Origin of the sequence: Geobacillus sp. BMUD, assembly GCF_013096845.1 — a bacterium.
Lineage (GTDB): Bacteria > Bacillota > Bacilli > Bacillales > Anoxybacillaceae > Geobacillus > Geobacillus vulcani.
The window spans coordinates 279132-303691 of record NZ_SDLA01000001.1 but is presented as its reverse complement, the minus strand read 5'-3'; the positions used below and the strand labels follow the sequence as shown (position 1 = coordinate 303691).

Annotated in this window: 26 protein-coding genes; 1 reads left to right on the top strand and 25 read right to left on the bottom strand. The window is 54.8% G+C overall.

Annotated features, from left to right (window positions below):
- Positions 1–33: 33 nt before the first annotated feature.
- From trmD to ETC05_RS01385, 20 genes are all read right to left on the bottom strand, one after another.
- Positions 34–768: a tRNA (guanosine(37)-N1)-methyltransferase TrmD gene (gene trmD / locus ETC05_RS01480; RefSeq protein WP_031410450.1), complete on the bottom strand. Its 735-nt coding sequence runs from the start codon at positions 766–768 to the stop codon at positions 34–36.
- Positions 768–1286 (bottom strand): ribosome maturation factor RimM, encoded by a 519-nt coding sequence (gene rimM, locus ETC05_RS01475; RefSeq protein WP_031410451.1) that lies wholly within the window; start codon positions 1284–1286, stop codon positions 768–770. Before rimM ends, trmD begins: the two co-directional genes overlap by 1 nt.
- 17 nt (positions 1287–1303) lie before the next feature.
- Entirely contained in the window at positions 1304–1690 is a 387-nt protein-coding gene (locus tag ETC05_RS01470; protein WP_031410452.1) for a YlqD family protein, read from the bottom strand.
- An 86-nt stretch (positions 1691–1776) separates the two neighbouring features.
- Complete coding sequence (locus tag ETC05_RS01465; RefSeq protein WP_031410453.1) at positions 1777–2013, bottom strand: KH domain-containing protein; 237 nt, start codon at positions 2011–2013, stop codon at positions 1777–1779.
- A 9-nt stretch (positions 2014–2022) separates the two neighbouring features.
- Entirely contained in the window at positions 2023–2295 is a 273-nt protein-coding gene (gene rpsP, locus ETC05_RS01460) for a 30S ribosomal protein S16 (RefSeq protein WP_011230697.1), read from the bottom strand.
- 94 nt (positions 2296–2389) lie between these two features.
- Positions 2390–3730: a signal recognition particle protein gene (ffh, locus tag ETC05_RS01455; protein ID WP_171660216.1), complete on the bottom strand. Its 1341-nt coding sequence runs from the start codon at positions 3728–3730 to the stop codon at positions 2390–2392.
- A 14-nt stretch (positions 3731–3744) separates the two neighbouring features.
- On the bottom strand, positions 3745–4077 hold the full coding sequence (locus tag ETC05_RS01450) for a putative DNA-binding protein (protein WP_031410455.1): 333 nt from the start codon (positions 4075–4077) through the stop codon (positions 3745–3747).
- 170 nt (positions 4078–4247) lie between these two features.
- Positions 4248–5234 carry a signal recognition particle-docking protein FtsY gene (ftsY, locus tag ETC05_RS01445; RefSeq protein ID WP_171660215.1) on the bottom strand — a complete coding sequence of 329 codons (987 nt, stop codon included), beginning with the start codon at positions 5232–5234 and terminating at the stop codon, positions 4248–4250.
- Positions 5235–5254: 20 nt separating this feature from the next.
- Positions 5255–8818, bottom strand: a complete 3564-nt coding sequence (gene smc, locus ETC05_RS01440) for a chromosome segregation protein SMC (RefSeq protein WP_171660214.1) — start codon at positions 8816–8818, stop codon at positions 5255–5257.
- Positions 8819–9141: 323 nt separating this feature from the next.
- Complete coding sequence (gene rnc, locus ETC05_RS01435; protein ID WP_031410458.1) at positions 9142–9882, bottom strand: ribonuclease III; 741 nt, start codon at positions 9880–9882, stop codon at positions 9142–9144.
- Between the two features lie 177 nt (positions 9883–10059).
- Positions 10060–10293, bottom strand: a complete 234-nt coding sequence (locus ETC05_RS01430) for an acyl carrier protein (RefSeq protein WP_011230691.1) — start codon at positions 10291–10293, stop codon at positions 10060–10062.
- A 60-nt stretch (positions 10294–10353) separates the two neighbouring features.
- Positions 10354–11097 (bottom strand): 3-oxoacyl-[acyl-carrier-protein] reductase, encoded by a 744-nt coding sequence (gene fabG, locus ETC05_RS01425; protein ID WP_031410459.1) that lies wholly within the window; start codon positions 11095–11097, stop codon positions 10354–10356.
- 4 nt (positions 11098–11101) lie between these two features.
- Entirely contained in the window at positions 11102–12043 is a 942-nt protein-coding gene (fabD, locus tag ETC05_RS01420) for an ACP S-malonyltransferase (RefSeq protein ID WP_171660213.1), read from the bottom strand.
- Between the two features lie 2 nt (positions 12044–12045).
- Entirely contained in the window at positions 12046–13047 is a 1002-nt protein-coding gene (gene plsX / locus ETC05_RS01415; RefSeq protein ID WP_171660212.1) for a phosphate acyltransferase PlsX, read from the bottom strand.
- Entirely contained in the window at positions 13031–13627 is a 597-nt protein-coding gene (fapR, locus tag ETC05_RS01410; RefSeq protein ID WP_031410462.1) for a transcription factor FapR, read from the bottom strand. The genes plsX and fapR overlap by 17 nt, the downstream gene beginning before the upstream one ends.
- 284 nt (positions 13628–13911) lie before the next feature.
- On the bottom strand, positions 13912–15960 hold the full coding sequence (gene recG / locus ETC05_RS01405) for an ATP-dependent DNA helicase RecG (RefSeq protein WP_171660211.1): 2049 nt from the start codon (positions 15958–15960) through the stop codon (positions 13912–13914).
- Entirely contained in the window at positions 15957–16841 is an 885-nt protein-coding gene (gene sdaAA, locus ETC05_RS01400; protein WP_031410465.1) for an L-serine ammonia-lyase, iron-sulfur-dependent, subunit alpha, read from the bottom strand. Before sdaAA ends, recG begins: the two co-directional genes overlap by 4 nt.
- A gap of 74 nt (positions 16842–16915) precedes the next feature.
- On the bottom strand, positions 16916–17578 hold the full coding sequence (gene sdaAB / locus ETC05_RS01395) for an L-serine ammonia-lyase, iron-sulfur-dependent subunit beta (RefSeq protein ID WP_031410467.1): 663 nt from the start codon (positions 17576–17578) through the stop codon (positions 16916–16918).
- A gap of 64 nt (positions 17579–17642) precedes the next feature.
- Positions 17643–19319: a DAK2 domain-containing protein gene (locus tag ETC05_RS01390; RefSeq protein ID WP_171660210.1), complete on the bottom strand. Its 1677-nt coding sequence runs from the start codon at positions 19317–19319 to the stop codon at positions 17643–17645.
- Between the two features lie 17 nt (positions 19320–19336).
- Positions 19337–19699, bottom strand: a complete 363-nt coding sequence (locus tag ETC05_RS01385) for an Asp23/Gls24 family envelope stress response protein (RefSeq protein WP_031410470.1) — start codon at positions 19697–19699, stop codon at positions 19337–19339.
- Between the two features lie 229 nt (positions 19700–19928).
- Between ETC05_RS01385 and rpmB the strand changes: the two genes are divergently transcribed.
- Positions 19929–20114: a 50S ribosomal protein L28 gene (rpmB, locus tag ETC05_RS01380; protein WP_031410471.1), complete on the top strand. Its 186-nt coding sequence runs from the start codon at positions 19929–19931 to the stop codon at positions 20112–20114.
- 89 nt (positions 20115–20203) lie between these two features.
- Here rpmB and spoVM read toward each other — a convergent pair whose 3' ends face one another.
- The 5 genes from spoVM to pknB form a co-directional block, all read right to left on the bottom strand.
- On the bottom strand, positions 20204–20284 hold the full coding sequence (gene spoVM, locus ETC05_RS01375; protein WP_011230680.1) for a stage V sporulation protein SpoVM: 81 nt from the start codon (positions 20282–20284) through the stop codon (positions 20204–20206).
- Positions 20285–20365: 81 nt separating this feature from the next.
- Positions 20366–21016 (bottom strand): thiamine diphosphokinase, encoded by a 651-nt coding sequence (locus ETC05_RS01370; RefSeq protein WP_031410472.1) that lies wholly within the window; start codon positions 21014–21016, stop codon positions 20366–20368.
- A gap of 26 nt (positions 21017–21042) precedes the next feature.
- Positions 21043–21699, bottom strand: coding sequence for a ribulose-phosphate 3-epimerase (gene rpe / locus ETC05_RS01365; RefSeq protein WP_031410473.1), 657 nt, complete (start codon positions 21697–21699; stop codon positions 21043–21045).
- 2 nt (positions 21700–21701) lie between these two features.
- Positions 21702–22583, bottom strand: coding sequence for a ribosome small subunit-dependent GTPase A (gene rsgA / locus ETC05_RS01360; RefSeq protein WP_031410474.1), 882 nt, complete (start codon positions 22581–22583; stop codon positions 21702–21704).
- 4 nt (positions 22584–22587) lie between these two features.
- Positions 22588–24558 (bottom strand): Stk1 family PASTA domain-containing Ser/Thr kinase, encoded by a 1971-nt coding sequence (gene pknB / locus ETC05_RS01355; protein ID WP_171660209.1) that lies wholly within the window; start codon positions 24556–24558, stop codon positions 22588–22590.
- Positions 24559–24560: the final 2 nt, after the last annotated feature.

Below are 24560 nucleotides of genomic sequence, written 5' to 3'. Positions count from 1 at the left end.
TATGATAGCATAAACGGTTGACCGAGGCAATAGCTATTCGCGCTCCTTTTCCCACTCTTTCAGCCATTGCTTTTGCTTGTCTGTAAGCGGATATTCATCGAGCAAGTCCGGACGGCGCAAAAACGTGCGCCGAAGCGACTCTTTCTCGCGCCACTCGGCGATGAGCTGATGGTTGCCAGAAAGCAGAATATCCGGCACTTTCATGCCGCGGAAATCGGCCGGTCTTGTGTATTGTGGGTACTCAAGCAACCCCGAGCTGAACGAGTCATCGACCGGCGACGCCTCATTGCCGAGCACGCCGGGAAGAAGACGGACGACGCTGTCGACAATGACCATGGCGCCGAGCTCCCCGCCTGTTAGAATGTAATCCCCAATTGAAATTTCATCAGTCGCCAAATATTGGCGAATGCGTTCGTCATACCCTTCGTAATGACCGCAAATGAGCACCAAATGCCTTTCTTTCGCCAGCTCTTCCGCCTTTTTTTGCGTGTAGCGCTCGCCTTGCGGGCAAAGCAAAATGATGCGGGCGCCAGGCGATCCAGCGGTGACGTGCTCGACTGCATCAAAAATCGGCTGCGGCTTGAGCACCATGCCGGCGCCGCCGCCGTACGGATAATCGTCGACCGTTTTATGCTTGTTGTCGGCAAACTCGCGGAAATCGACAAGATGGATGTCAACCGCCCCTTTTTCTTGCGCCTTCTTTAAAATCGACTCGTTCAACACGCCGGAAAACATGCCGGGGAACAACGTTAAAATATCGATCCGCATCATTCAAGCAATCCTTCCATCGGGCGGATGATGATCGTTTTCCGCTCCGGATCGACGTGCAAAACGACCTCGTCAATGTATGGAATGAGCGCATCGGTGCCGTCTTTGCGCCGGACAACCCAGACATCGTTCGCTCCTGGAGTCAAAATTTCCTTTACCGCGCCAATGGTCTCTCCGCCTTCTGTCACCACGGTGCAACCGATAATCTCGTGGAAATAATATTCCCCTTCCGCGAGTTCGCCGAGTTGGCTTTCCGGCACTTTCAGCATCGCTCCCTTAAATCGTTCCACATCGTTGATGCTGTCATAGCCTTCAAACGACAACAAGTCAAACGATTTATGGACGCGGTGGCTTTTCACCGTGACTTCAATCGGTTCCGCGTCCCGCTCGCGGAAAATGTACAGCTTGTTCCCTTTTTTATACCGTTCTTCAGGAAAGTCGGTGCGCGAAATGACGCGCACTTCACCGCGAATGCCGTGCGTATTGACGATTTTTCCAACATTAAACCATCGTTCCATCGCTTTCATCCCTTCTCTTAGCGAATCTCTTTGACGACGCCATCTTCAACGATGATGACGCGCGTTTTTGTCACCTCTTCCCAACGGTCGCCGACGTTCACCTCAACGAGCGCCTCGACTTCCCGCTCTTTCAATTCGCTCCCTAACGGTAGCATATGTAATTGTTCGAGCTGAAACTCAAGCAGTTTCATTTTCTCCATCCGCTCGTCAATCTCTTTGGCAAAATATTGTTTCACTAAAGCGGGTGGATAGTTTCCGCTTTTCTCCATTCGTTTCTGTTCAAAACGAAGCTGGTCGCATTCGCGCTCAAGCTGCTGTTTGCGCGCCAAAAACGCGGCGGCAAGCTCTTGTTTGCTCCGTTCGGTGACGACTTGCCGCACCTCAACCGTTTGAATGAGCTTCATCCTCTTCCCCCTTTTGACAAGGAATGAACAGCGGGCGGTCCATTTCGCGCCTTTGGCATCATATCAAAAAAGGGAGAGGAACATCCTCACCCTTTTTCTTTCACTTGCACGATCACCCGCTTTGGCGATCCGGCCGCGGCGGCGGCCACGACCGTGCGAATCGCCTGGATCGTCCGCCCTTGTTTGCCAATCACTTTGCCCGTGTCGTCTTCATGCACGGACAGCTCGTAGATGACGGCCGTCTCTTCTTCGCGGCGCTCCACCGCCACCGCTTCCGGGTGATCGACAAGCGCCTTGACGATCGTTTCAATGAGCGGTTTCATGTGCATCTTTTATTTGCCGTATTTCAAGTTATGAAATTTCTCTAAAATGCCTTGCTTCGACAGCAGGCTGCGCACCGTGTCCGACGGTTTGGCGCCGTTTTGCAGCCATTTGAGCGCCAGTTCTTCATCGATTTTCACTTGCGCCGGCTCAGCGACCGGATCGTACGTGCCGATCGTTTCGATAAAACGACCGTCGCGCGGCGAACGCGAATCGGCTACCACGATGCGGTAGAACGGTTTTTTCTTTGTCCCCATGCGTTTTAAACGAATTTTTACTGCCATAGTCAGTACGCACCTCCGTATAGAGTTCACACAAGATAGTATATTAACAATTCTTTTTTCGTTTGTAAAGGTTTTTCGCTTAACAGATCTTCTTTTACATAAATGGAAAACGGAATCCTTTCTTTTTCCCTTTTGGCATATTCGTCATCATTTTCATCATTTTTTTCATCTCGTCAAACTGCTTCAAAAGCCGATTCACTTCTTGCACCGTCGTGCCGCTTCCTTTGGCGATCCGCCGTTTTCGGCTGCTGTTGATGATTTCCGGATGCGTTTTCTCTTCTTTCGTCATCGAGCGGATGATCGCCTCAACACGGGCGATTTGCTTTTCATCGACTTGAATATTGGCGAGCCCTTTGATTTTGTTGGCACCCGGCAACATTTTAATCAGTTCGTCAAGCGGTCCGAGCTTGCGCACTTGACCGAGCTGCTCCAAAAAATCGTCAAGTGTGAAGGTAGCCGTGCGCATTTTTTGCTCGAGCTCCTTCGCCTTCTCCTCGTCAACGGCTGCCTGCGCCTTTTCGATGAGCGTCAACACATCGCCCATTCCTAGAATGCGCGACGCCATTCGCTCCGGATGGAACGGCTCCAACGCGTCAAGCTTTTCGCCCATCCCAGCAAACTTGATCGGCGCTCCGGTGACGGCGCGGATCGACAGCGCCGCCCCACCCCGCGTATCGCCATCGAGCTTCGTCAAAATCACCCCGGTGATGCCGAGCTGTTCATGGAAGCTTTGCGCGACATTGACAGCATCTTGCCCAGTCATGGCGTCGACGACGAGGAAAATTTCATCCGGCTTGACCGCTTCTTTCATTTGCTTCAGCTCATCCATGAGCGCCTCATCAACGTGGAGGCGGCCGGCCGTGTCGATGAGCACGTAATCATAATGCTCCTCTTTCGCCCGCTCGAGCGCCTGTTTGGCAATCTCCACCGGATTGGCGCGCTCGCCTAACGAAAAGACAGGCACGTCGAGCTGCTTGCCAAGCGTCTCAAGCTGCTTGATCGCCGCCGGTCGATAGACGTCGGCGGCCACCAGGAGCGGCTTCCGATTATGCCGCTTGCGCAACAGGTTGGCCAGCTTCCCGGTCGTCGTCGTCTTCCCGGCCCCTTGCAGCCCGACCATCATCACCACGGTCGGCGGTTTCTTCGCGACGGCGATTGGGCTTTGCTCGCCGCCCATTAACGCCGTCAACTCTTCTTTGACAACTTTAATCACCTGCTGGCCCGGCGTCAAGCTTTTCATCACTTCCTGCCCGACGGCCCGCTCGCTCACCCGATTGATGAAATCTTTGACGACTTTAAAGTTGACGTCGGCTTCCAAAAGCGCAAGGCGCACTTCGCGCATCATCTCTTTGACATCCGCTTCGGTGACTTTCCCTTTGCCGCGGATGCGGTTCATCACCTGCTGCAAACGTTCAGACAATCCTTCAAACGCCACGGCGGTCTCCCTCCCTAGTCAAGTTCATCAAGCTCATTGACGAGCGCCGCCAATTCGGCGTCAGCGCCGTAGTGCCGGCTGATGTAGTCTTTCAGCCGCTCGATGATCTGCCGCCGCCGTTCATATTTCCGCAGCAGCCCGAGCTTCTCTTCATACTGTTCCAGCATCGCTTCCGTACGCCGGATGTTATCGTACACCGCCTGGCGGCTCACCTCATATTGTTCGGCAATTTCCCCGAGGGAGTAGTCGTCCAAGTAGTACAGCGCCATGTAATTGCGCTGCTTCGGTGTCAACAGCGCTTGGTAAAAATCGTATAAATAGTTCATGCGCATCGTTTTTTCCAGCACCGGACTCCTCCTCCCTCATTGTTAAGTAAAATACCTTTACAACCATGTAGTGTACCGTCTTTTCGGCAAGGTGTCAAGGGATGGAACAGACAAAGGGCTTATCGGTTTTCCCGGTGGACGTAACAACAAAGGGCGCTCCATTGGTTGGGGAGCACCCTCTGTTTGCTTGTTTATTGTTCAAACAAATCGGCAAACAATCCGTAGACGTACTGTTCTGGATCGAACACTTGCAAATCGTCCATCTTTTCGCCGAGGCCGACGAGTTTCACCGGGATGGCCATCTCGTTGCGAATGGCGAGCACGATGCCGCCTTTTGCCGTGCCGTCCAGCTTCGTCAACACGATGCCGGTCACATCGGTCGCCTCTTTAAACAGTTTAGCCTGACTCATCGCGTTTTGCCCCGTCGTCGCATCGAGCACAAGCAGCACTTCATGCGGGGCGCCCGGAATTTCGCGGCTGATGACGCGCTTCACTTTTTCAAGCTCTTTCATTAAGTTCACTTTGTTTTGCAGCCGCCCGGCCGTGTCGCACAACAATACATCGATTCCGCGCGCTTTCGCCGCTTGAATCGCATCATACATGACTGCTGCCGGGTCGGAGCCGGCGGCTTGCTTAATGACGTCGACTCCGACGCGCTCGCCCCATACTTCGAGCTGCTCGATCGCCCCGGCGCGGAACGTGTCGCCCGCAGCCAAGAGCACCGATTTTCCTTCCGATTTCAGTTTATAGGCAAGCTTGCCGATCGTCGTTGTCTTGCCGACGCCGTTGACGCCGACGAACAACATGACCGTCAGCCCGCCTTCTTGTATATTCAAAGCGGAAAGTTCTTTGTCATCCGCGCTGGCGCGGTAAATGTCAATGAGTTTTTCAGCGATGACATCGCGCATTTGCGCCGGGTCTTGAATGTTGCGGCGCTTCACTTCCATCTTGAGCTCGTCGACCAACTCCATAACGGTCGCGACGCCCACATCGGCAGCGATTAAAATTTCCTCAAGCTCTTCAAAAAACTCTTCATCCACTTTCCGATAGCGGGCGATGAGGTCGTTTACTTTTCCGGCGAGCGAATGTCGCGTTTTGGACAGCCCTTCCTTAAATTTTTCCGTGACGGCATCCGCTTGCTTTGTCCATTTTTCTTTCAATTTTTGAAAAAAGCCCATCCAAAGCGCCTCCTTTCCAATTATGACCGCACAAGCTCCTTTGAATCTTCCAGACGGACGGAAACAAGCTTGGAGACGCCCGATTCCTGCATCGTGACGCCATACAGCACGTCCGCCTCTTCCATCGTCCCTTTTCGATGGGTGATGACAATAAACTGCGTGTCGCGGCTGAACCGTTTCAAATATTGGGCATACCGTTGCACGTTCGCTTCATCAAGCGCCGCCTCGACTTCATCAAGGACGCAAAACGGCACCGGGCGCACTTTCAAAATCGAAAACAAGAGGGCGATCGCCGTCAGCGCCCGCTCCCCGCCCGAAAGCAAGCTTAAATGCTGCAGCTTTTTCCCCGGCGGCTGGGCGACGATGTCGACACCCGTTTCAAGCAAGTCGTTCGGGTCGGTCAGCCGCAAATCAGCGCGTCCGCCGCCGAACAGCTCGCGGAACACCTCGCCGAAATGGGTGCGGATTTGTTCAAACGTCGTAAGAAATCGTTTTTTCATTTCTTCATCCATTTCATCGATCACTTGATGGAGCGTCGCCTTCGCTTCTTCCAAATCGGCTTTTTGCTCGCTTAAGAAGCGGTGCCGTTCGGAAACGCGTTCATATTCATCGATCGCCCCCAAGTTGACGGTGCCGAGCTCCTCCATGGCCCGCTTGATCAGCTTCACCCGCTTGCGCGCCTCATCGGCGCCGATCTCAAGCGGATAGGCGGAGCGGGCCGCTTCAAACGACAGTCCATACTCTTCACGCAGCCGGACAAGCAAATTCTCAAGCTCCACATCAAGCCGGTTCAACTTCACTTCTTCGTCTTTCACAACATCGGTGAGCTGTTTATGCTGCCGCTTTGCCTCTTTCCATTCCTGTTCCAAATGTTCAAGACGGCGTTGGAAATCGAGCCGCTGTTCACGGCGGCTCGCGATCAGTTCCACCGTTTTTTGCTTGTCTTCGAGCTTTTGCTTTCGCAGCTGCTCAATCTCTTCTTCGTTCCATTCCGGGGCCTCCATTTCCGCATCCAAGGCGGCCCGTTCGCGCTCCGCTTCTTTGAACCCGCGGATCGTTTCGGCAAGCTCCGCTTCCCATTCTTCCACTTTCCGACGCGCATGTTTCACGCGCTCTTTCGTTTCCGCCAAGGCGATTTTTTGCTCGGTGATCGCTGCTTGGAGCGCCTCTTTCGTCGTTTGTTCCGTCTGTTTTTGCGCCTGCAGCCGGCTGATGTCGTCATCGATCGCCTGCAGTTTCTCGGCAAGCCGCGCCAGCTGTGCGTCAATGGCGTCAAGGCGGCGGTTGAGCTCTGCCATTTCACGCTCATCGTTCGCCTTTTCTTCATCATACAATGCGAGCCGCTCGTCGATCCGCTTTTTCTGCCATTCGAGCTCGCGCTGCTCGTCCTTTTGTCCTTGCAGGGCCTCCCGCAACGCTGCAACCTCCTCTTGCAGCGCGGCCGCCTGCGCTTCCTGCTCTGCCTGCTCGCGTCGTTTTGCGGCAACATCCTGCTCAAGCCGAGCGATTGTTTCATCCATTTCCTGCAGTTTGGCCGAAAGCGTCTCGAGCTCGCGGTTTCGACTTAGCAACGACGCGGTTTTTTTCGGCGCCCCGCCGCCGGTCATCGCCCCGCCGGGGCTGACGACATCACCGTCCAATGTCACGAGGCGATAGCGATAGTGAAGAAGCTTGGCCAGCTCATTCGCGCCTTTTAAATCGGCTGTCACGATGACATGGCCGAGCAAATGGGCGATCGCTGCCCTATAGGCGCGGTCGTATTCCACGAGTTCGCTTGCAATGCCGACAAACGCCGGATGGCGGTCAATCGCTGCTCTCTCTCGTTCGGAAAGCGCACGCGCTTGAATGACGTCCAGAGGCAAAAACGTCGCCCGCCCGTAGCCGTTCGTTTTCAAATAGTGAATCGCCTGCCGCGCCGCCTGTTCACTGTCAACGACGATATGTTGCATCGCGCCGCCGAGCGCTGTTTCAATCGCTGTCTCATAGCGGTCCGGCACGCGAATAAGCTCAACAACGGCGCCATGAATGCCAGGCAGCCGGTCGCGCGCCTTTAATACTTCTTTTACCCCTTGGACAAAACCGGCATAATCATGTTGCATCTCTTCCAACCATTGCTTTCGCGCTTTTGTTTGTTGCCGGTATTGGCGCGCCTGGTGCAGCAATGCTTCATGCTGCTCGAGCTCCGTTTTTTGCGCCGCAAGCGCCGCGGCGAGAGCGGCTTGCTTGTTATTCGCTTCCGCCAGCGCCTGCTCAAGCCGGGCCTGCTCCATCTGCAAGGCGACGCGTTTTTGCTCAAGCTGTTCGCGTTCGGCGAGATGGCGGCGGTTCGCTTCATCGAGCGCCGTCCGCTTGGCATGCAGCTTGCTGATGGCTTGCTCCACATGCGCCCGTTCATTTTTCAACGCCGCCTGTTCATGAACAAGGTCGATATAATCGCCTTTTCGCTGCTCGATTTCTTCTTCAAGATCCACTTCATGCAACAAAAGAGCAGCCTCTCGTTCTTTCAACTCCTGTCCGAGCGCCGCAGCAGCCGCTTCCAATCGTGCCAATTCCCCCCGCTCGGCTTGCAGTTGCTCCGTCAAACGGCGCTGTTTGGCCGCCAAGGTGAACATGATGTCATCAAGCTGCTCTTTCCGCTTTTGTGCATGCCTTTTCCGCTCTTTCAGCACTTCCTTCCGTCCTTCGAGCTTCTCAAGCTCTTCGCTCGCCAACAGGAGCACCTGCTGCAGACCGTCGACCGATTCGTCAATGGCGGTCATTTGATCACGCAGCTGCTCGATTTGGGCTTCCATTTTCTGCAGCGCCGCCGCCAGCGCCACTTCGTCCCGTTGGTGCTCATCAAGCGCTTCCTTCAACTCATTCCATTGCCCGCGCAGCTGCTCAATGTCGTGAACCATCAGCGCCACTTCAAATCGCTCGAGTTCCTCGCGTTTTTCCAAATACTCTTTGGCGAGCGACGCCTGCATGCGGAGTGGTTCAAGCTGCTGTTCGAGCTCGTGCAAAATATCGTTGACGCGGTGCAAGTTGTCCTGCGTTTCCGCTAGTTTCGTCTCTGCCTTTTTTTTCCGCAGCTTGTACTTCAACACGCCGGCCGCTTCTTCAAAAATGGTGCGCCGCTCTTCCGGCTTGCTGCTTAAAATCTCTTCGACCCGGCCTTGCCCAATGATGGAAAACGCCTCCTTGCCGAGCCCGGAATCGAGAAACAAATCGACGATGTCTTTCAAACGGCACGGCTGGCGATTGATGAAAAACTCGCTCTCTCCCGAACGATAGACGCGTCGGGTCACGCTTACTTCCTGGTACTCAAGCGGCAAAAAGCCGTCTTCATTGTCGAGCGTGATCGTCACTTCTGCGACATTGAGCGGCTTGCGCGATTCGCTGCCGGCAAAAATGACGTCTTCCATTTTCGCCCCGCGCAGCGATTTCGCCGATTGCTCGCCGAGCACCCAACGGATCGCATCGGTAATGTTGCTTTTGCCGCTCCCGTTCGGACCGACGACCGCCGTCACACCGGGAACAAACTCGATCGATACACGGTCGGCGAACGATTTAAAGCCGATCACATCCAATCGTTTAAGGAACATGGTATGACGCCTCACCATCTTTCCACTGTGATCCCCCACAAACGACCTGAAGTCCTTTTGGGAAAACGGGACGTTCGATCTGTTCATCCTATCATACGAACCATCAAAAAAACGCCTTTCTTTCCTCGCTCAAGGCGCACATGTTCACCGGAACACCCATGAGCAATGTTTGCTCTCCACCCGAGCGTGAAAACAGCAGCTCCATATTCTCGCACGTTCACAGAAAAGTTCCATGGGCAGCGCGATCTGCCCTCCACCCGGGGATGAAAATCCCGCGCCAGTCCTGCATTTTCACAGAAAAGCTGACGTAACAGCGCCAGCCTTCACTGCTGATCGGCAGCCCGCAATGTTTCGAGCGCCATTTGCGCCGCATGCTGTTCGGCTTCTTTTTTCGAGCGGCCGACGCCGATGCCAAGCTCTTGGCCGTTTAACGCTACGCGGGCGACAAACTCCTTGTTGTGGGCCGGACCTTTTTCCTCCAAAATGGCATATTCAAGCGTTCCACTGCCGTCGCGCTGCACCAATTCCTGCAGCTGGCTTTTAAAATCCATCACATGAGAAAAAGCACCTTCGTCAATTTTCGGGAACATCGTTTGCTCCAAAAAACGGATGACCGCATCCATTCCTTGATCCAAATACAAAGCGCCGATGAACGCCTCAAAGACGTCCGCCAAGAGCGCCGGGCGCGTTCGCCCGCCGGTCAGCTCCTCGCCTTTGCCGAGCAAGACGAGCTCGCCGAACGACAGAGCGTTGGCAAATTTCACAAGCGACGGCTCGCAGACGATGGCTGCCCTCAGCTTCGTCAATTGACCTTCGCTCATATGCGGGAACTTTTGAAATAAATATTGAGAAACGGTCAGCTCCAGCACGGCATCGCCCAAAAACTCGAGCCGTTCATTGTCTTCGTGAAGCCGCCGCCGATGCTCATTCACATACGATGAATGGGTGAACGCTTGAATCAGTAGCTTTTCGTTTCGAAAGGTGATGCCGATTTTTTTTTGCAACTCTTGAAACTTCGCCCGCCTCTTTTCATGGATGCGTTCTCGATCTTTTGGTTTTGACATAAAAATGCCCTCCGACTTCGTTCCAGAACAAAATGGCCGTGTCTTCCTCTATTATATCCGTTCTCCGGTCCGCTACGCGAGCGAGAATCGTGCGCTTTTTCCACAGCGCCCGCCGAGCATCCCTGAAAAAGCAGAGAAAGCCCCGTTCGAAGCAACGGGACTTTGCAAAAAAGCGCATTACAGACGGCTTTTTATGTAGTTCACAGCATCTCCGACTGTGACGATTTTTTCCGCCTCTTCATCGGAAATTTCCATGTTGAATTCATCTTCAAGTTCCATGACGAGTTCGACGATGTCGAGCGAATCAGCGCCCAGGTCGTCCTTAAACGATGCCTCAAGCGTCACTTGTGATTCGTCAACCCCCAACCGGTCGACGATGATTTTCGTTACACGTTCCAATACATCTGCCATTGCGTTCACCTCCCTTCATGATTATAGTCGATTGGTTGAAAAAATACTAGCACTGTTTTCTTATGGCATCACCATGCCGCCATCGACATGAAGTGTCTGCCCGGTCATGTAGCTTGCCGCGTCCGAAGCGAGGAAAGCAACAACGCGGGCGACGTCATCCGGCTCACCGAAGCGGGCGAGCGGAATTTGCTTTAACATTTCCTCCTTCAGCTCCGGGCTGAGCGCTTCGGTCATATCGGTCGTAATGAACCCTGGAGCAACGGCATTGACGGTGATGTTGCGGCTGGCAAGCTCGCGCGCAGCCGTCTTCGTCAAACCGATGACGCCAGCTTTGGCGGCGACATAATTCGCCTGTCCGGGATTGCCGATCACACCGACGACCGAAGCGACGTTGATGATCCGCCCGTAACGCTGTTTCATCATCGGCCGCACCGCCGCCTTCGTACAAAGAAATACCCCTTTTAAGTTCGTGTTCATCACCGCATCCCATTCTTCCTCTTTCATCCGCATCAATAAATTGTCGCGCGTAATGCCGGCGTTATTGACCAAAATGTCGAGGCGGCCGAATTGGTCAAGCGTCGTTTTCACCATGCGTTCAACATCTTCAGCGCGGGCGACGTCCGCCTGTACGGCGATCGCTTCGCGGCCGAGCGAGCGGATGGCCGCGACAACCTCATTCGCTTTCGCCTCGCTGCCGGCATAGTTCACGACGACGTTCGCCCCTTGGCGGGCAAGCTCGAGGGCGACCGCCCGGCCGATGCCGCGCGAAGCCCCGGTGACGAGCGCAATTTTTCCTTCAAGCATCACTTTATTCCCCTTTCAACGCCGCAACGGTGGCCTCGAAGGAAGCGAGGTCGTTCACCGCATAAACGCGGGCGTTGCGGTCAATTTTTTTCACAAGGCCGGACAACACTTTCCCAGAGCCGATTTCGATAAAGGTGTCGACGCCAAGCGAAAGAAGCGTGCGCACCGACTGCTCCCAACGCACCGGCGAGTACAGCTGCTCGATGAGCAAACGGGCGATCTCCTCTTTTTTCGTCACCGGCTCGGCAGTCACGTTGGCGACGACTGGAATGGCAGCGTCACGAATCACCAAGCTGTCAAGAACCGTTTTCAACTTTTCCGCCGCCGGCTTCATGAGCGACGAGTGGAACGGACCGCTCACCTCAAGCGGAATGACGCGTTTGGCGCCGCGTTCTTTCGCCAGCTGCGCCGCTTTTTCCACTCCGGCTTTCGAACCGGAGATGACAATTTGGCCCGGACAGTTGAAGTTGGCCGGCTCGACCGGATCGCCTTGAGCGGCCACTTCGCTCGTGACCGCTTCAAGCGCCTCGGCGTCCATCCCAAGCACCGCCGCCATCGTTCCCTCACCGGCCGGCACCGCTTCATCCATTAGCTCGCCGCGGCGGCGCACCGCGTAAACGGCATCGGCAAACGACATGGCGCCGGCGGCGACAAGCGCCGTATATTCGCCCAAACTATGGCCGGCGACATAGTCCGCCTTCAGTCCGGCGCCGTCGACAAGCTGGAGCAAGGCGATGCTCGCGGTCAAGAGCGCCGGCTGGGCGTTGTATGTCAACGTCAGCTCTTCTTGTGGCCCATTAAACATAAGTTTGGAAAGCGCGAATCCAATCCGCTCGTCAGCTTCCGCGATGACGGCGCGAGCGCGTTCGTCATGCATGAAGGCGTCTTTCGCCATGCCGACCGTCTGCGATCCTTGGCCTGGAAATAAAAAGGCGATTTTCCCCATTTTTATTCCTCCTTTACCGATTGTGCCCGTTCGAGCTCCGCTTTGATCGTGCCGATGACATCATGAACCACCATCTCTCGCGCCTGGCGGATGGCGTGGAAGATGGCGTTCGCATCGGACGACCCGTGCGCTTTAATGACCGGAGCATTTAAGCCAAACAGCGCCGCGCCGCCGTACTCCGAGTAATCCATCATCTTTTTCAGCCCAGAGAGCTTCGGCTTGAGGACAGCAGCGGCCAATTTCGCAACAGCGCCGCTTGTCAGCGTCTGCTTGAGCAAGGAAAAGAGCGCCATCGCCGTCCCTTCAATCGTTTTCAACGCGACATTGCCGGCAAATCCGTCGGCGACGACAACATCAGCCACTCCTTGCAGCAGGTCGCGCGCTTCGACATTGCCGATGAAATGAAGGTTCGTTTCCTTGAGCAAGGCAAACGCCCGCTTGGCGGTTTCATTTCCTTTTTGGTCTTCCGTTCCGACGTTCAACAAGCCGATGCGCGGGTTTTCGACGCCGCGCACGTTCTTTGCGTACACATGCCCCATCAAGGCGTACTGCAGCAAATGTTCCGGCTTGGCATCGACGTTGGCGCCGACATCCAGAAAGACGAAGCCGCGTCCATCCAATGTCGGCAGCGTCGGGGCGAGCGCGGGGCGGTCAATGCCGGCTGCCCGCCCGACGACAAACAGCCCAGCCGCCATCAGCGCCCCGGTATTGCCGGCGGAAATGCACGCCTCTGCGCGCCCTTCTTTCACTTCTTCCGCCATGCGCACCATCGACGAGTTTTTTTTGCGCCGCACCGCCCGCACCGGCTCATCATCTGCTTCGATTACTTCCTCGGTGTGGATGATCGAAATGCGCTCTTCACTCGTCAAATGCGGACGAATTTTCGCTTCATCGCCAATCAGCGTAATCTCGATATCAGGGAAATGGGCAACGGCTTTTGCCGCACCAAGCACAATTTCGCCCGGGGCATGGTCTCCCCCCATCGCATCAACCGCGATATTCATGGCTGTCCCCATCCTTTTTCTCTATGTTTGAACGGTACATTTCAAACGTCCCAGAAAAGACGAGCTCCTGGCCGACGTAGCTGTTCACCTCAACAATCGTGCGCCCGTGCGCCGTTTTGCCAGTCACTTTGGCTTTCGCCACGACCCGCTCCCCTTCTTTCACTTGACGCACAAAACGGATCGTCGCTTTCGCTGTCAGCGCCAGTTCATCATGAATGACGGCCACGGCGAGCGAGTTGGCCTGAGCGAACAAATGGTGGCCGCGGGCGATGCGGGTGCGCCGAAAGACGTGCTCCTCTTTCACATCGAAGATCGAAATGGCGCTTGCATCCGGCTCGATGTCAATAATGTCACCGATCACTTCTTCAAGCGGCAGCGCCCGCACTTTATCGGCAAACGACTGGCGGGCGACATTCTTGATGCGCTCGCGCAGTTCGGGAATCGACAGCTCAAGCCGATCAAGACGGATCGTCTGCACGCTGACCGAAAACTTTTCGGCGAGCTCTTCATCGGTGATAAACGGGTTTTCCCGAATCGTCTCCTGCAGCAACCGTTGCCGCTCGCGTTTGCTTTTTCTCATCGCTTTGTGACACCGTCCGATTTTATGACTAGGTACTAAAGGTAATATATAATATCAAAAAACGAAATGCAAGCAGAAAAAATGAAAAATCCCCCATGTTTCCCGATGCATCCGCCGTCCCCCCCCAACACCATCCTTGAGGCCCACAAACAAAATAGCGGGACAGGCATCCCCTGCCTCCTCGTCCGAGGGATGAACATATGGGCGTCCACTGGCCAAAAAGTGAATCAATTCCCAAAAAAAACAGCGGGGCGCGAATGCGCCGGCCGCCTCTTTCCTGTCTATTAATCTAGCTTTTCCCCGTCGAGTACGCCGGACGCTTCCAGCTCGGCGCGCAGTCCGGCATACGCCTCATCACGCCAAAACGCGGCCGAGGAAATGAGCTTGGCGGCGTCGCGGCGGGCGACTTCCAAAATGCGGTAATCATGCGCCAGATCACCGTAGCGGAATTCCGGGAGCCCGCTTTGTTTCGTGCCGAAAAAATCGCCCGGACCGCGCAGCTCCAAATCTTTTTCGGCCAGCACAAATCCATCGGCCGTTTCCGTCATGATGCGCATTCGTTCTTTGCCGACTTCCGATTTCGGGTCGGCGACCAAAATGCAGTACGACTGTGCGTCGCCGCGACCGACCCGTCCGCGCAGCTGATGAAGTTGGGCAAGGCCAAACCGTTCGGCGTCATAAATAACCATCACCGTCGCATTCGGCACGTTCACCCCGACTTCCACAACCGTTGTCGAGACGAGCACATGGATGCGGTTTTCGCTGAACGCCCGCATGACGCGTTCTTTTTCATCGGCCGACAGCCGGCCGTGCATCAAGCCGATCTCATATTTCCCGCGATAATAATGGACAAGTTGACTATGGACATCGATCGCGTTTTGCACATCCAATTTCTCCGACTCCTCAATGAGCGGACAGATGACATACGCCTGATGACCACGGCGCAATTCCTTTTCGATAAAATCGAGCACGCGGGCGAACTGATGGTGCTTCACCCAATACGTTTCGACTTTTTTTCGTCCCGCCGGCATTTCATCGAGCACCGATACGTCCATGTCGCCGAATGCTGTCATCGCGAGTGTGCGCGGAATCGGCGTGGCCGTCATCATCAATACATCTGGCGCATGCCCTTTCTCACGCAGGATGCGGCGCTGTTCGACGCCAAACCGGTGCTGCTCGTCCGTAATGACAAGACCAAGTCGGCGAAACTGCACTCCTTCTTGAATCAAGGCGTGCGTGCCTACAACGATATCGATCATTCCTTCTTCCAGTTCGGCAAGCAACTCTTTCCGCCGTTTTCCTTTCACTGAGCTTGTCAAAAGCGCCATGGTCACATCGCTATCAGCAAACAGCTCGGCGAGCGAACGGGCGTGCTGTTCAGCCAAAATTTCCGTCGGCACCATCAACGCCCCTTGGAACCCGGACAAGGCGGCGGCGTAAAGGGCGACAGCGGCGACGACCGTCTTGCCGGAGCCGACATCGCCTTGCAAAAGCCGATTCATCTGCCGCGGCGAGCGCATATCGGCCAAAATTTCATCGATGACGCGGCGCTGGGCGTTCGTCAACGAAAACGGCAACTTGGAAAGAAAGGACGAAAGCCGCTCTTCCGAAAACGAGTGGACCACGCCGCGCCGCTCATCGCGCATCAACCGCCGGAGCGCTTGCATTTTCAGCTGGTACAACAAAAACTCCTCATAGACGAGCCGGCGCCGCGCCTGATGCAGCTCTTCACGGGAGCGCGGAAAATGAAGGGCGCGAAGCGCTTCTTGTTTGTCGACAAGGCGATAGGCGCGGCGCAAAGCGGGCGGCAGCGGGTCGGGAATGTGCGCGCCAAACTGTTCAAACGCCGCCCTCATGAGCCGGCGCATCGTTTTCACCGTCAGCGGGCTGCGCACGGAGTAAACCGGCTCGATTCCGGTGGTCTCCGGAGCCGGGCCGAACCGAAGCTCGTATGCGTTGATCGTTTGTCGGTGCCGGTCCCATTTGCCGATCACGGTCACCGTTTCGTTCAAGACAATTTTTTCCTTCAAATATGGGCGATTGAAGCAGACGACGGTGATCAAATAGCGATCGGCCAGCATGCGGAAGGAAAGGCGCGATTTTTTCTTGCCGTAATACGTCAGCAGCGGGGCGCTGTATACCCTCCCCTCCACTGTCACTTTTTCGTCGTGGCGGACGGCGGCCAAATCTTTTTGTTCGTAATCGTCATAACGGTACGGAGCATACGCAAGCAACTCGCCGACCGTCGCAATGCCGATGTCGGCAAGCAAGGCCGCCGTCTCTTCGCCGATGCCTTTAACCGCCGTCACTGGCTGCTGCATCGCTTCGTTCACTTCGATGCCGCAGAAGCGCCGAAAATGCGGGCCGCAATGGCGCGGCCGGTCGGCGTCGCGGCCAACCCCCCTTGCGCCGTTTCTTTGAGCGCTACCGGCATGGCCGCCCCGATGCGATACATCGCTTCAATCACTTCATCGCACGGGATGCGGCTTTTAATGCCGGCTAGCGCCATATCCGCAGCGATCATGGCGTTCGCCGCCCCCATCGCGTTCCGCTTGACGCACGGCACTTCGACCAGGCCAGCGACTGGGTCGCATACCAATCCCAACATATTTTTTAAGGCGATGGCCATCGCTTCGGCCGCTTGGCCCGGCGTCCCGCCGGCCAGCTCCACCAATGCCGCGGCCGCCATGCCAGCCGCCGACCCAACCTCGGCTTGACAGCCGCCGGCGGCGCCGGAAATCGAGGCGTTGTTGGCGACAATATAGCCAAACGCTCCGGCTGTAAACAAAAACTCAATCATTTCCATTCTTGTCGGCCGCAGTTTCTCTTTCACGGCAAACAGCGTCCCCGGGACGACGCCGGCCGCCCCAGCCGTCGGTGTGGCGCAAATGACGCCCATCGCCGCGTTCACTTCGTTCGTCGCCATGGCTTTGCTGACGGCGTCTAAAATCGTCTCCCCAGACAGAAAACGACCGCCCTCAATATAGCGCTGCATCCGCACTGCATCGCCGCCCGTCAGCCCGGAGCGGGACACAACTCCTTCGAGTCCTCTCTCCACGGCGCGCTCCATGACCGATAAATGGTGATCCATTTGCGCGATCACCTCTTCACGACTTCTTCCGCTTACCTCCACTTCTTGGCGAATCATCACTTCAGCGATTTTGATGCTGTCCTTTTCGGCCAACGCCACAAGTTCAGCCACATTGCGAAACATTTTATTCCCACCTGTCCTCTCTTCATCATGGCTTATCTTCTTCGATGCACATTAATGATGAAACCGATTTCTTTTCAATCCGCAAGCTTCGCCACTTGAATGATGTTCGGCAGCTGCTCCAATTCTTGAATCAGATCATCGGTCAACGGCTGGTCAACTTCGATCGCCATGAGCGCTTCTTTCCCTTTCTCTTTGCGCGACACTTCCATATGGCCGATGTTGATCTTTCGTTTCGCCAACACCGAAGCCACCGCCCCGATCGTCCCGTACCGGTCGTTATGCATAATGAGCAGCGCCGGATGATGGCCAGACAGCTTCAAGGCAAATCCATTCAATTCGACGATTTCAATTTTTCCGCCGCCGATCGAAATGCCGACAAGCTCAAGCTCGCCTTCATCATCGCCAATCCGCAGGCGCGCCGTATTCGGATGATGCGGAATCGCCTCCTCGGCGGAAAACGACACATCTACACCTTCCGCTCGGGCGATCTCAAGCGCATTGGGAAGACGTTCATCGAACGTGTCAAATCCGAGCAACCCGGCGACAATGGCAACATCGGTGCCATGCCCCCGATACGTCTCGGCAAACGAGCCATAAAACGAAATGCGCGCCCACGCCGGCTTTCGGCCAAATAATTTGCGCGCGACTAAACCGATGCGCACCGCCCCGGCCGTATGTGAGCTTGACGGCCCGACCATCACCGGGCCAATAATATCAAAGACGCTTTTGTATTTCATTGGCGTGATTCCTCCATCAAACAGAAAAATAGAAGGGAAGGCTCCCTTCTATTATTCTAACATATTACTCGACGGAAATGATGAATGAATAAAGCGGCTGCTTTCCGTTATGCACTTCGACCTCAACCCGATCGTGTTCTTTTTCCAAATAAGCGACGACCGTCTCCACTTCGACTTCGGTCGCATCTTCGCCGTATAAAATGGTCACGATTTCGCTTTCTTCATCAATGAGCGCATCAAGCAGCCGCTTCGTTACGTCGAGTTTGTCTTTGCCAGCGGCGATAATGCGATCATCCCATAACCCCATGTAATCGCCCTTTTCAATCTCGATGCCATCAATCGTCGTATCGCGCACGGCAAACGTCACTTGCCCCGTTTTCACTCGCGACAGCGCCGCCGTCATCGCCCGCTCGTTCTGCTCGGTCGATTGCACTGGGTTAAACGCCAACAGCGCCGCCAATCCTTGCGGGACCGTTTTGGACGGGATGACGACAACTCGTTGTTCAGACAACTCTGCCGCCTGTTTTGCCGCCATTACAATGTTTTTGTTGTTCGGCAGCACAAACACTGTTTCCGCGTTGGCACGACGGATGGCGTCAGCGATTTCTTCCGTGCTCGGGTTCATTGTTTGCCCGCCTTCAATGATGGCATGGGCACCGATGCTCCGAAACAGTTCGGCCACGCCAGCGCCCATGGCGACGGCGACGATGCCGTACGGCTTTTTTTTCTCTCTGGCCGCCCCACCCTTAGGCAGTGGAGCCGCCTCTTTGCCGACAATGTTGACATGTTGTTCGCGCATGTTTTCGATTTTAATGTTGATCAAGCTCCCGTAGCGTTGACCGTATGTCAGCACCTCACCCGGCGTTTCCGAATGGATATGCACTTTAACGAGCTCGTCATCCGCGACAACGAGCAAGGAGTCACCGAACTTGCTTAACTCTCGGCGGAACGTTTCTTCGGAAAACGGGTGTTCAGCCAGTTTGTCCGGTTCAAAGCGGACCATGAACTCCGTGCAGTAGCCGAATTCGATTTCATCGGTATGAATATGGCTTTGCGCGCTTTGATGGTGTACGATTTTCACCAAGTCATCCAGCGGCACCCTAGCGCGCTCGTCGCTCACCGTTTCCCCTTTCAAAGCGGCGAGAAACCCTTCGTAGACATAGACAAGCCCTTGACCGCCGCTGTCGACGACACCGACTTCCTTTAAAATCGGAAGCAATTCCGGCGTGCGTTTGAGCGCCGCTTTCGCCTCGGCGAGCGCCGCTTCCATCACGGCGATCACGTCGCGCTCTTTTTTGGCCACCTCCACCGCCTTGCGCGCCGCTTCTTTGGCAACGGTGAGAATCGTCCCCTCAACCGGCTTCATCACCGCCTTATAGGCCGTGTCCACCCCCGCCTGCAAAGCGGCGGCGAACTCGAAGCTGTTCACCGCTTGTTTGCCTTCGACTGCCTTGGCAAATCCACGGAACAGCTGCGACAAAATGACGCCGGAATTGCCGCGCGCCCCCATCAATAACCCTTTTGCCAGCGCCGCGGCGACGTTGCCGATATGGTCGGAGGCATTCGCCTGCACTTCTTTCGCCCCGGACGTCATCGACAAGTTCATGTTCGTTCCTGTATCGCCATCTGGAACCGGAAAGACGTTCAACGCATCGACCGCCTTGGCGTTGTTCGCCAAATGAGCGGCCCCTTGCTGCACCATATCGGCAAACCGTCTCCCGTCAAGCGTCCTCATTGTCACCAGCTAACTCCTCCTTACTACGGGTTCAACACTCGAACCCCTTGAACGTAAATATTGATCGACTGAACCGCCAGCCCGAGCGTCTGATCAAGCGTATACTTCACTTTCGACTGCACGTTATGGGCAACTTCGGAAATTTTCGTTCCATAGCTGACGATGATGTACATATCGATATGTACTTCACCGTTTTCTTCTCGGACGATAACCCCTTTGGAAAAATTCTCCCGGCGCAAAATTTCCGACAACCCATCGCGAATTTGGTTTTTCGACGCCATTCCGACAATGCCGTAACAATCGACGGCTGCTCCCCCCGCGATCATCGCAATCACTTCATTGGCCACTTCGATGCGCCCGTATTTCGTCTGCCATTCAATCGACATGCTCGTTCCCCCTTTGCGTATCTCGCACAGTTACCCCTATTGTACTATAACGCTTTCCGTTTTCAAAGCGCTTCCCGTCCGCCCACTAGTATTATTTAGCCGAAAACTGAAAGATATGTCAAGGACAGTTTCTTGAAAGAAAACTGCACGTCTATTGCAATCCCTACGGTTGTATGGTAAATTATAATAGTGTTTTTAGCAGGGATGTGAAAGCAAGGAGGGAAAGACGATGGCGAAATGCTTTGTGACCGGCAAGAAGAAATCGTTCGGCAACTCGCGTTCGCACGCCATGAACGCCAGCCGCCGTACATGGAAAGCCAACTTGCAAAAAGTGCGCATTTTAGTTGACGGCAAACCGAAACGCGTCTGGGTTTCGGCGCGCGCGCTGAAATCTGGAAAAGTGAAACGCGTCTAACAGCTTGACGAAAAGAAGCCGCCCCAAAAGGCGTTCCTCCTTTTGTTCGGCGGCTCCACAAAAAAAGCACCAAAAATGGTGCTTTTTTCTTATCCTTTTTTAAATGCGTTCAACACCGCCCGCACGATTCCGCCTAAAAATCTCGGCAGCTTGATCGTATAAAACTTCATCCCGATTCCCTCCTCACACCGATCATGACAAGCTTCCCGCCGTTTCGTTATTCAGTATATTCCTTACCGGGCTAAGCGCGACTACGGGCAGCCGGCAAAATCGCTGCTCCTTATCATCATTAATATGCCTTCTGAAAACGAAAAAGTACCAGAAGATTGGATAAGTTCGTTACTAATACATAATGTCGAACCTCGGGAAATATGACAGTTTGTTAGCGGATATTTAAATCCGGTAAGCGTAAGCTCTGCCACTGTTTCAGAAATCGGGATGTACGATACATAGCGGTATCGCTCGTCGCGCATAACCGTATGCATGCCGGGCAGATGGACGGTGAGCACGTTTTGCTGGTCGATGAGTTCAATGGGCCGCCCGGCGTACTTTAACAGCAGCTCGACGTTGCCAAACAAATGGTCGAGCCGCCCGCCGGTCCCCCCAAACAGGCGGATGGCCCCGTCTGTCTGCTCAACGGCCCAGTCAAGAGCGATCTCCATATCCGTTTTGTCTTTTTCCGCCGGCCAAATGTCAATCTCCGGCAGCATCTCCCTTAGCCGCTTGACCTCCTCAGCCGGCAGCGAATCAAAATCGCCAAACGCCCGCACTGGGCGGAGCCCGAAATCCATCAGCGCTTTCGTGCCGCGGTCGACGCCGACCCACTGCACATCTTTCCCGTCATAAAGGCGCAAATCCGGGAGAAGCTCGCGCGGGCCGCCGCCGACAATATGGATGATCATTCCTTCTTCCCCCTTCGCCGCAACCGCTACTTCGTGCATGCTTCGCGAAGCGCACGAATGGCGGCGGCTCGATCCGGTTCATTGTAGATGGCCGAACCGGCGACGAGCACGTTCGCCCCGGCCTCCGCGCAAAGCGGCGCCGTTTCCGCGTTGATGCCGCCGTCAACTTCAATATCGATCACCTTGTTTTGCTCGCTGGCCATCCGGGCAACCTCGCGGATTTTTGGCACGACCGCCGGAATAAACGCCTGTCCGCCGAACCCTGGATTGACCGTCATCAACAAGACGAGATCGACATCCGCGATTACATGGCGGATCATCTCGACCGGTGTATGGGGATTGAGCACCACCCCGGCTTTGACGCCTTGTTCCTTGATGAAATGAATCGTCCGATGCAAATGCACGCATGCCTCAACATGGACGGAAATCACATCCGCGCCCGCTTTCGCAAACGCCGGGATGTATCGGTCCGGGTCGGCGATCATCAAATGAACGTCAAGCGGCAGCTTCGTCACCGGTCGAATGGCGGCCACGACCGGTGGACCGAACGTCAAATTCGGCACGAAATGACCGTCCATAATATCGACATGAATCCAATCCGCCCCGCCTTCCTCGACCGAACGAATTTCCTCGGCCAAGCGGGCGAAATCGGCTGATAAAATCGATGGCGCAATTCGAATCATGTTCAATACCTCGGCTTTCGTTCTTTCATTTCAGCAACAAAACTGACGTAGTGGTCATAGCGGTACGATGGAATCTCACCAGCCTCGACCGCCTCGCGCACGGCGCATTTCGGCTCGGCGATATGAAGACAGCCGCGGAATTTGCATCCTTCCCCATGCGTCCGAAATTCAGGAAAATAATGCGGCAATTCGTCAAGCTCGATATGGTCGAACTCGAGCGCACTAAACCCTGGAGTGTCGGCGACAAGCCCACCGGCAACCTCAAGCAGTTCGACATGGCGGGTCGTATGCTTGCCGCGCCCTAAATGGGTGGAAATGTCGCCGGTTTTCAACCGCAAATCGGGACGGAGCGCGTTTAGCAGCGACGATTTGCCGACGCCGGACTGCCCGGCGATGACGGAGACGCGGCCGCGAAGGCGGGCCGCCAGCTCATCGAGCCCCCCTTTTGTCACCGCCGACGTCTCGATAACGTCGTAGCCGATGCGCCGGTAATCATGCACGTAGCGGGCAATCTCTTCTTTCGATTCGTCATCCAACAAATCGATTTTGCTGATGACAATGATTGGCGTGATTCGTTTTGATTCAACCAAGACAAGAAAACGGTCAAGTAGCTTGGCGTTGAAGTCCGGGCTTACAGCCGAAAAAACTAAAATCGCCTGCTCGACGTTGGCGATCGGCGGCCGCACAAGCTCATTTTGCCGCTCGCCAATCTCCAAAATATAGCCTTCCGTTTCACTCGTCGCCTGAAAAACGACGCGGTCGCCGACGAGCGGCGTCACTTTTTTCTTGCGGAACACACCGCGCCCACGGCATTGAAACACACGGCCTTCGGACAGGACGTAATAAAATCCGCTTAACGCTTTAATGATTTGTCCTTCCGCCATAGCCTCACCCCTTTTTTCCATCATTTCCTGGGTATGGGATCGCTCCTTCCTCTTTGACGACATTATTGACAATGACGCGGTAATAAGCGGTCTCCCCGTATGGAATTTCAAACTCGACCATCTCAGTCGCTGGCGCCGTCAGCCGGTATGTTTTGTATGGCGTTGTCATATTGTGAGTGGCATCTTGGATGTAAAGCTGGGCTTCAACGATTTGCCCCGGCATCGCCGGTTCATATGGGATCATAATCTCTTTCACTACCGTTTTGGACGGCTTCGGCTCCGGCCCGCGGGAAATGACAACAGTGATGGTTTCCCCTTTTTTTACCTGCTCGTTCGCCGCTGGGGTTTGCGAAATGACAAGCCCTTCTGGCACCTCGTTCGAATACTCGTACTTCACATCAATGCGCAGTCCTTGATCCGCTCCGTAGTCGCGCACGCTTTTTTCCGTATAGCCGGTCAAATCTTTAACAGTGACCTTCTCCGGCCCGAGGCTGACAGTGAACATCACTTCTGTTTCATCAGGCACGACTTCATCGCCCGCGTACGGGTATTGATCCAAAATCGTCCCTTCCGGCTTGTCGCTGTAGCGGCCGCTGCGTGTGATGCGGGCAAACCCTTCGGCGCGCAGCTCTTCCTCCGCTGCAGCAATATCATCGCCAATGAAGCTCGGAAATTCGATTTTCTTTTTTCCAATGCTCTTATAAATAATGACGCCGGCCCCTTTCTTCACCGTCATGCCGGCTTCCGGATCGGTGCGCACGACTTTTCCTTCTTCTATGTGGTCATCTTCCACATCGATCGTATCTTTGATTTCCAAACCGAGCGACGACAACTGTTCAACAGCGTCGTCATAGTTTTTATTGACCACGTTCGGCATGGTCACTTCTTTTGGAAAAATGAGGTCCGGAATCCATGTGACGGCGCTGACGCCGGCAGCTCCAATGAACAGCAAGGCAGCCACAAGCCAAGCGATCCATGCCCGCTTCCGCTTCGGTTTTGGTTCGCCCGTCGTATGAACCGGTTCGCTCGTTTTTTCTTCGTACACAAGCGTCTCTTGCTCCAACGCCGCGCTTTCCGCATGTTTGATCATTGGAATGGCTTTCGTTGCCTCTTCATCGTCATCGGGAATGATGAATTTCGGCTCGTTTCGCCGCCTTGGATCAAGCGCCGTCCGAATGTCTTCGTTCATTTCGCGAGCAGACGCATAGCGGTAAAACGGGTCTTTCGCCGTCGCTTTCAAAATAATGTTTTCCACGCTTTGGGGAAGATCCGGATTCCACGCTTTCGGCGACGGGGTTTCCGCCTGCAAGTGCTTCAACACGATCGAAACGGCTGATTCTCCGGAAAACGGCAACCGGCCGGTGACGAGTTCAAACATGACAATGCCGAGCGAATAAATATCCGACTTTTCTGTCGCAATGCCCCCGCGCGCCTGTTCTGGCGACAAATAATGGACCGAACCGAGCACCGAGTTCGTCTGTGTAATCGTTGTCCCGCTCATCGCCACGGCAATCCCGAAGTCGGTGACTTTCACATTGCCTTGCTCATCAAGCAAAATATTTTGCGGTTTAATGTCGCGATGAATGATGCCGTTCTCATGGGCATGGGCGATCGCGGATGTCAGCTGATCCATGATGCCAAGCGCCCGTTCGACCGGAAGCGGAGCATGCTGCTGAATGTATTGCTTGAGCGTCGCGCCGCGCACATATTCCATGACGATGTAATAGACGCCTTCCTCTTCGCCGACATCATAAATGGAGACGATATGTTCATGATTTAAACTCGTTGCCGCCTGGGCTTCACGGCGAAACCGTTTAATGAATTGATCATCGTTGGCAAAGTCGAGGCGGAGCACTTTGACAGCAACATCGCGCTCCAAAATCATATCGCGGGCCAAATACACATTGGCCATGCCGCCGCCGCCGATGAGGCTGATGATTTTATAGCGGTCATTCAATCGTTTTCCAATGAGCACGC

Coding starts and splice junctions, on each gene's coding strand:
- ETC05_RS01465 (WP_031410453.1), bottom strand. CDS start 2,013: ATGAAACCGCTCATTGAAACGATCGTCAAGGCGCTTGTCGATCACCCG.
- plsX (WP_171660212.1), bottom strand. CDS start 13,047: ATGAATATCGCGGTTGATGCGATGGGGGGAGACCATGCCCCGGGCGAA.
- ETC05_RS01430 (WP_011230691.1), bottom strand. CDS start 10,293: ATGGCAGATGTATTGGAACGTGTAACGAAAATCATCGTCGACCGGTTG.
- rpmB (WP_031410471.1), top strand. CDS start 19,929: ATGGCGAAATGCTTTGTGACCGGCAAGAAGAAATCGTTCGGCAACTCG.
- rimM (WP_031410451.1), bottom strand. CDS start 1,286: ATGGAACGATGGTTTAATGTTGGAAAAATCGTCAATACGCACGGCATT.
- rpsP (WP_011230697.1), bottom strand. CDS start 2,295: ATGGCAGTAAAAATTCGTTTAAAACGCATGGGGACAAAGAAAAAACCG.
- trmD (WP_031410450.1), bottom strand. CDS start 768: ATGCGGATCGATATTTTAACGTTGTTCCCCGGCATGTTTTCCGGCGTG.
- rnc (WP_031410458.1), bottom strand. CDS start 9,882: ATGTCAAAACCAAAAGATCGAGAACGCATCCATGAAAAGAGGCGGGCG.
- sdaAA (WP_031410465.1), bottom strand. CDS start 16,841: ATGTTTCGCAATGTGGCTGAACTTGTGGCGTTGGCCGAAAAGGACAGC.
- ftsY (WP_171660215.1), bottom strand. CDS start 5,234: ATGGGCTTTTTTCAAAAATTGAAAGAAAAATGGACAAAGCAAGCGGAT.
- ETC05_RS01385 (WP_031410470.1), bottom strand. CDS start 19,699: ATGTCGATTGAATGGCAGACGAAATACGGGCGCATCGAAGTGGCCAAT.
- spoVM (WP_011230680.1), bottom strand. CDS start 20,284: ATGAAGTTTTATACGATCAAGCTGCCGAGATTTTTAGGCGGAATCGTG.
- fapR (WP_031410462.1), bottom strand. CDS start 13,627: ATGAGAAAAAGCAAACGCGAGCGGCAACGGTTGCTGCAGGAGACGATT.
- ETC05_RS01470 (WP_031410452.1), bottom strand. CDS start 1,690: ATGAAGCTCATTCAAACGGTTGAGGTGCGGCAAGTCGTCACCGAACGG.
- rpe (WP_031410473.1), bottom strand. CDS start 21,699: ATGATTCGAATTGCGCCATCGATTTTATCAGCCGATTTCGCCCGCTTG.
- smc (WP_171660214.1), bottom strand. CDS start 8,818: ATGTTCCTTAAACGATTGGATGTGATCGGCTTTAAATCGTTCGCCGAC.
- ETC05_RS01370 (WP_031410472.1), bottom strand. CDS start 21,016: ATGATCATCCATATTGTCGGCGGCGGCCCGCGCGAGCTTCTCCCGGAT.
- fabD (WP_171660213.1), bottom strand. CDS start 12,043: ATGGGGAAAATCGCCTTTTTATTTCCAGGCCAAGGATCGCAGACGGTC.
- fabG (WP_031410459.1), bottom strand. CDS start 11,097: ATGCTTGAAGGAAAAATTGCGCTCGTCACCGGGGCTTCGCGCGGCATC.
- rsgA (WP_031410474.1), bottom strand. CDS start 22,583: ATGGCGGAAGGACAAATCATTAAAGCGTTAAGCGGATTTTATTACGTC.
- sdaAB (WP_031410467.1), bottom strand. CDS start 17,578: ATGAAATACAAAAGCGTCTTTGATATTATTGGCCCGGTGATGGTCGGG.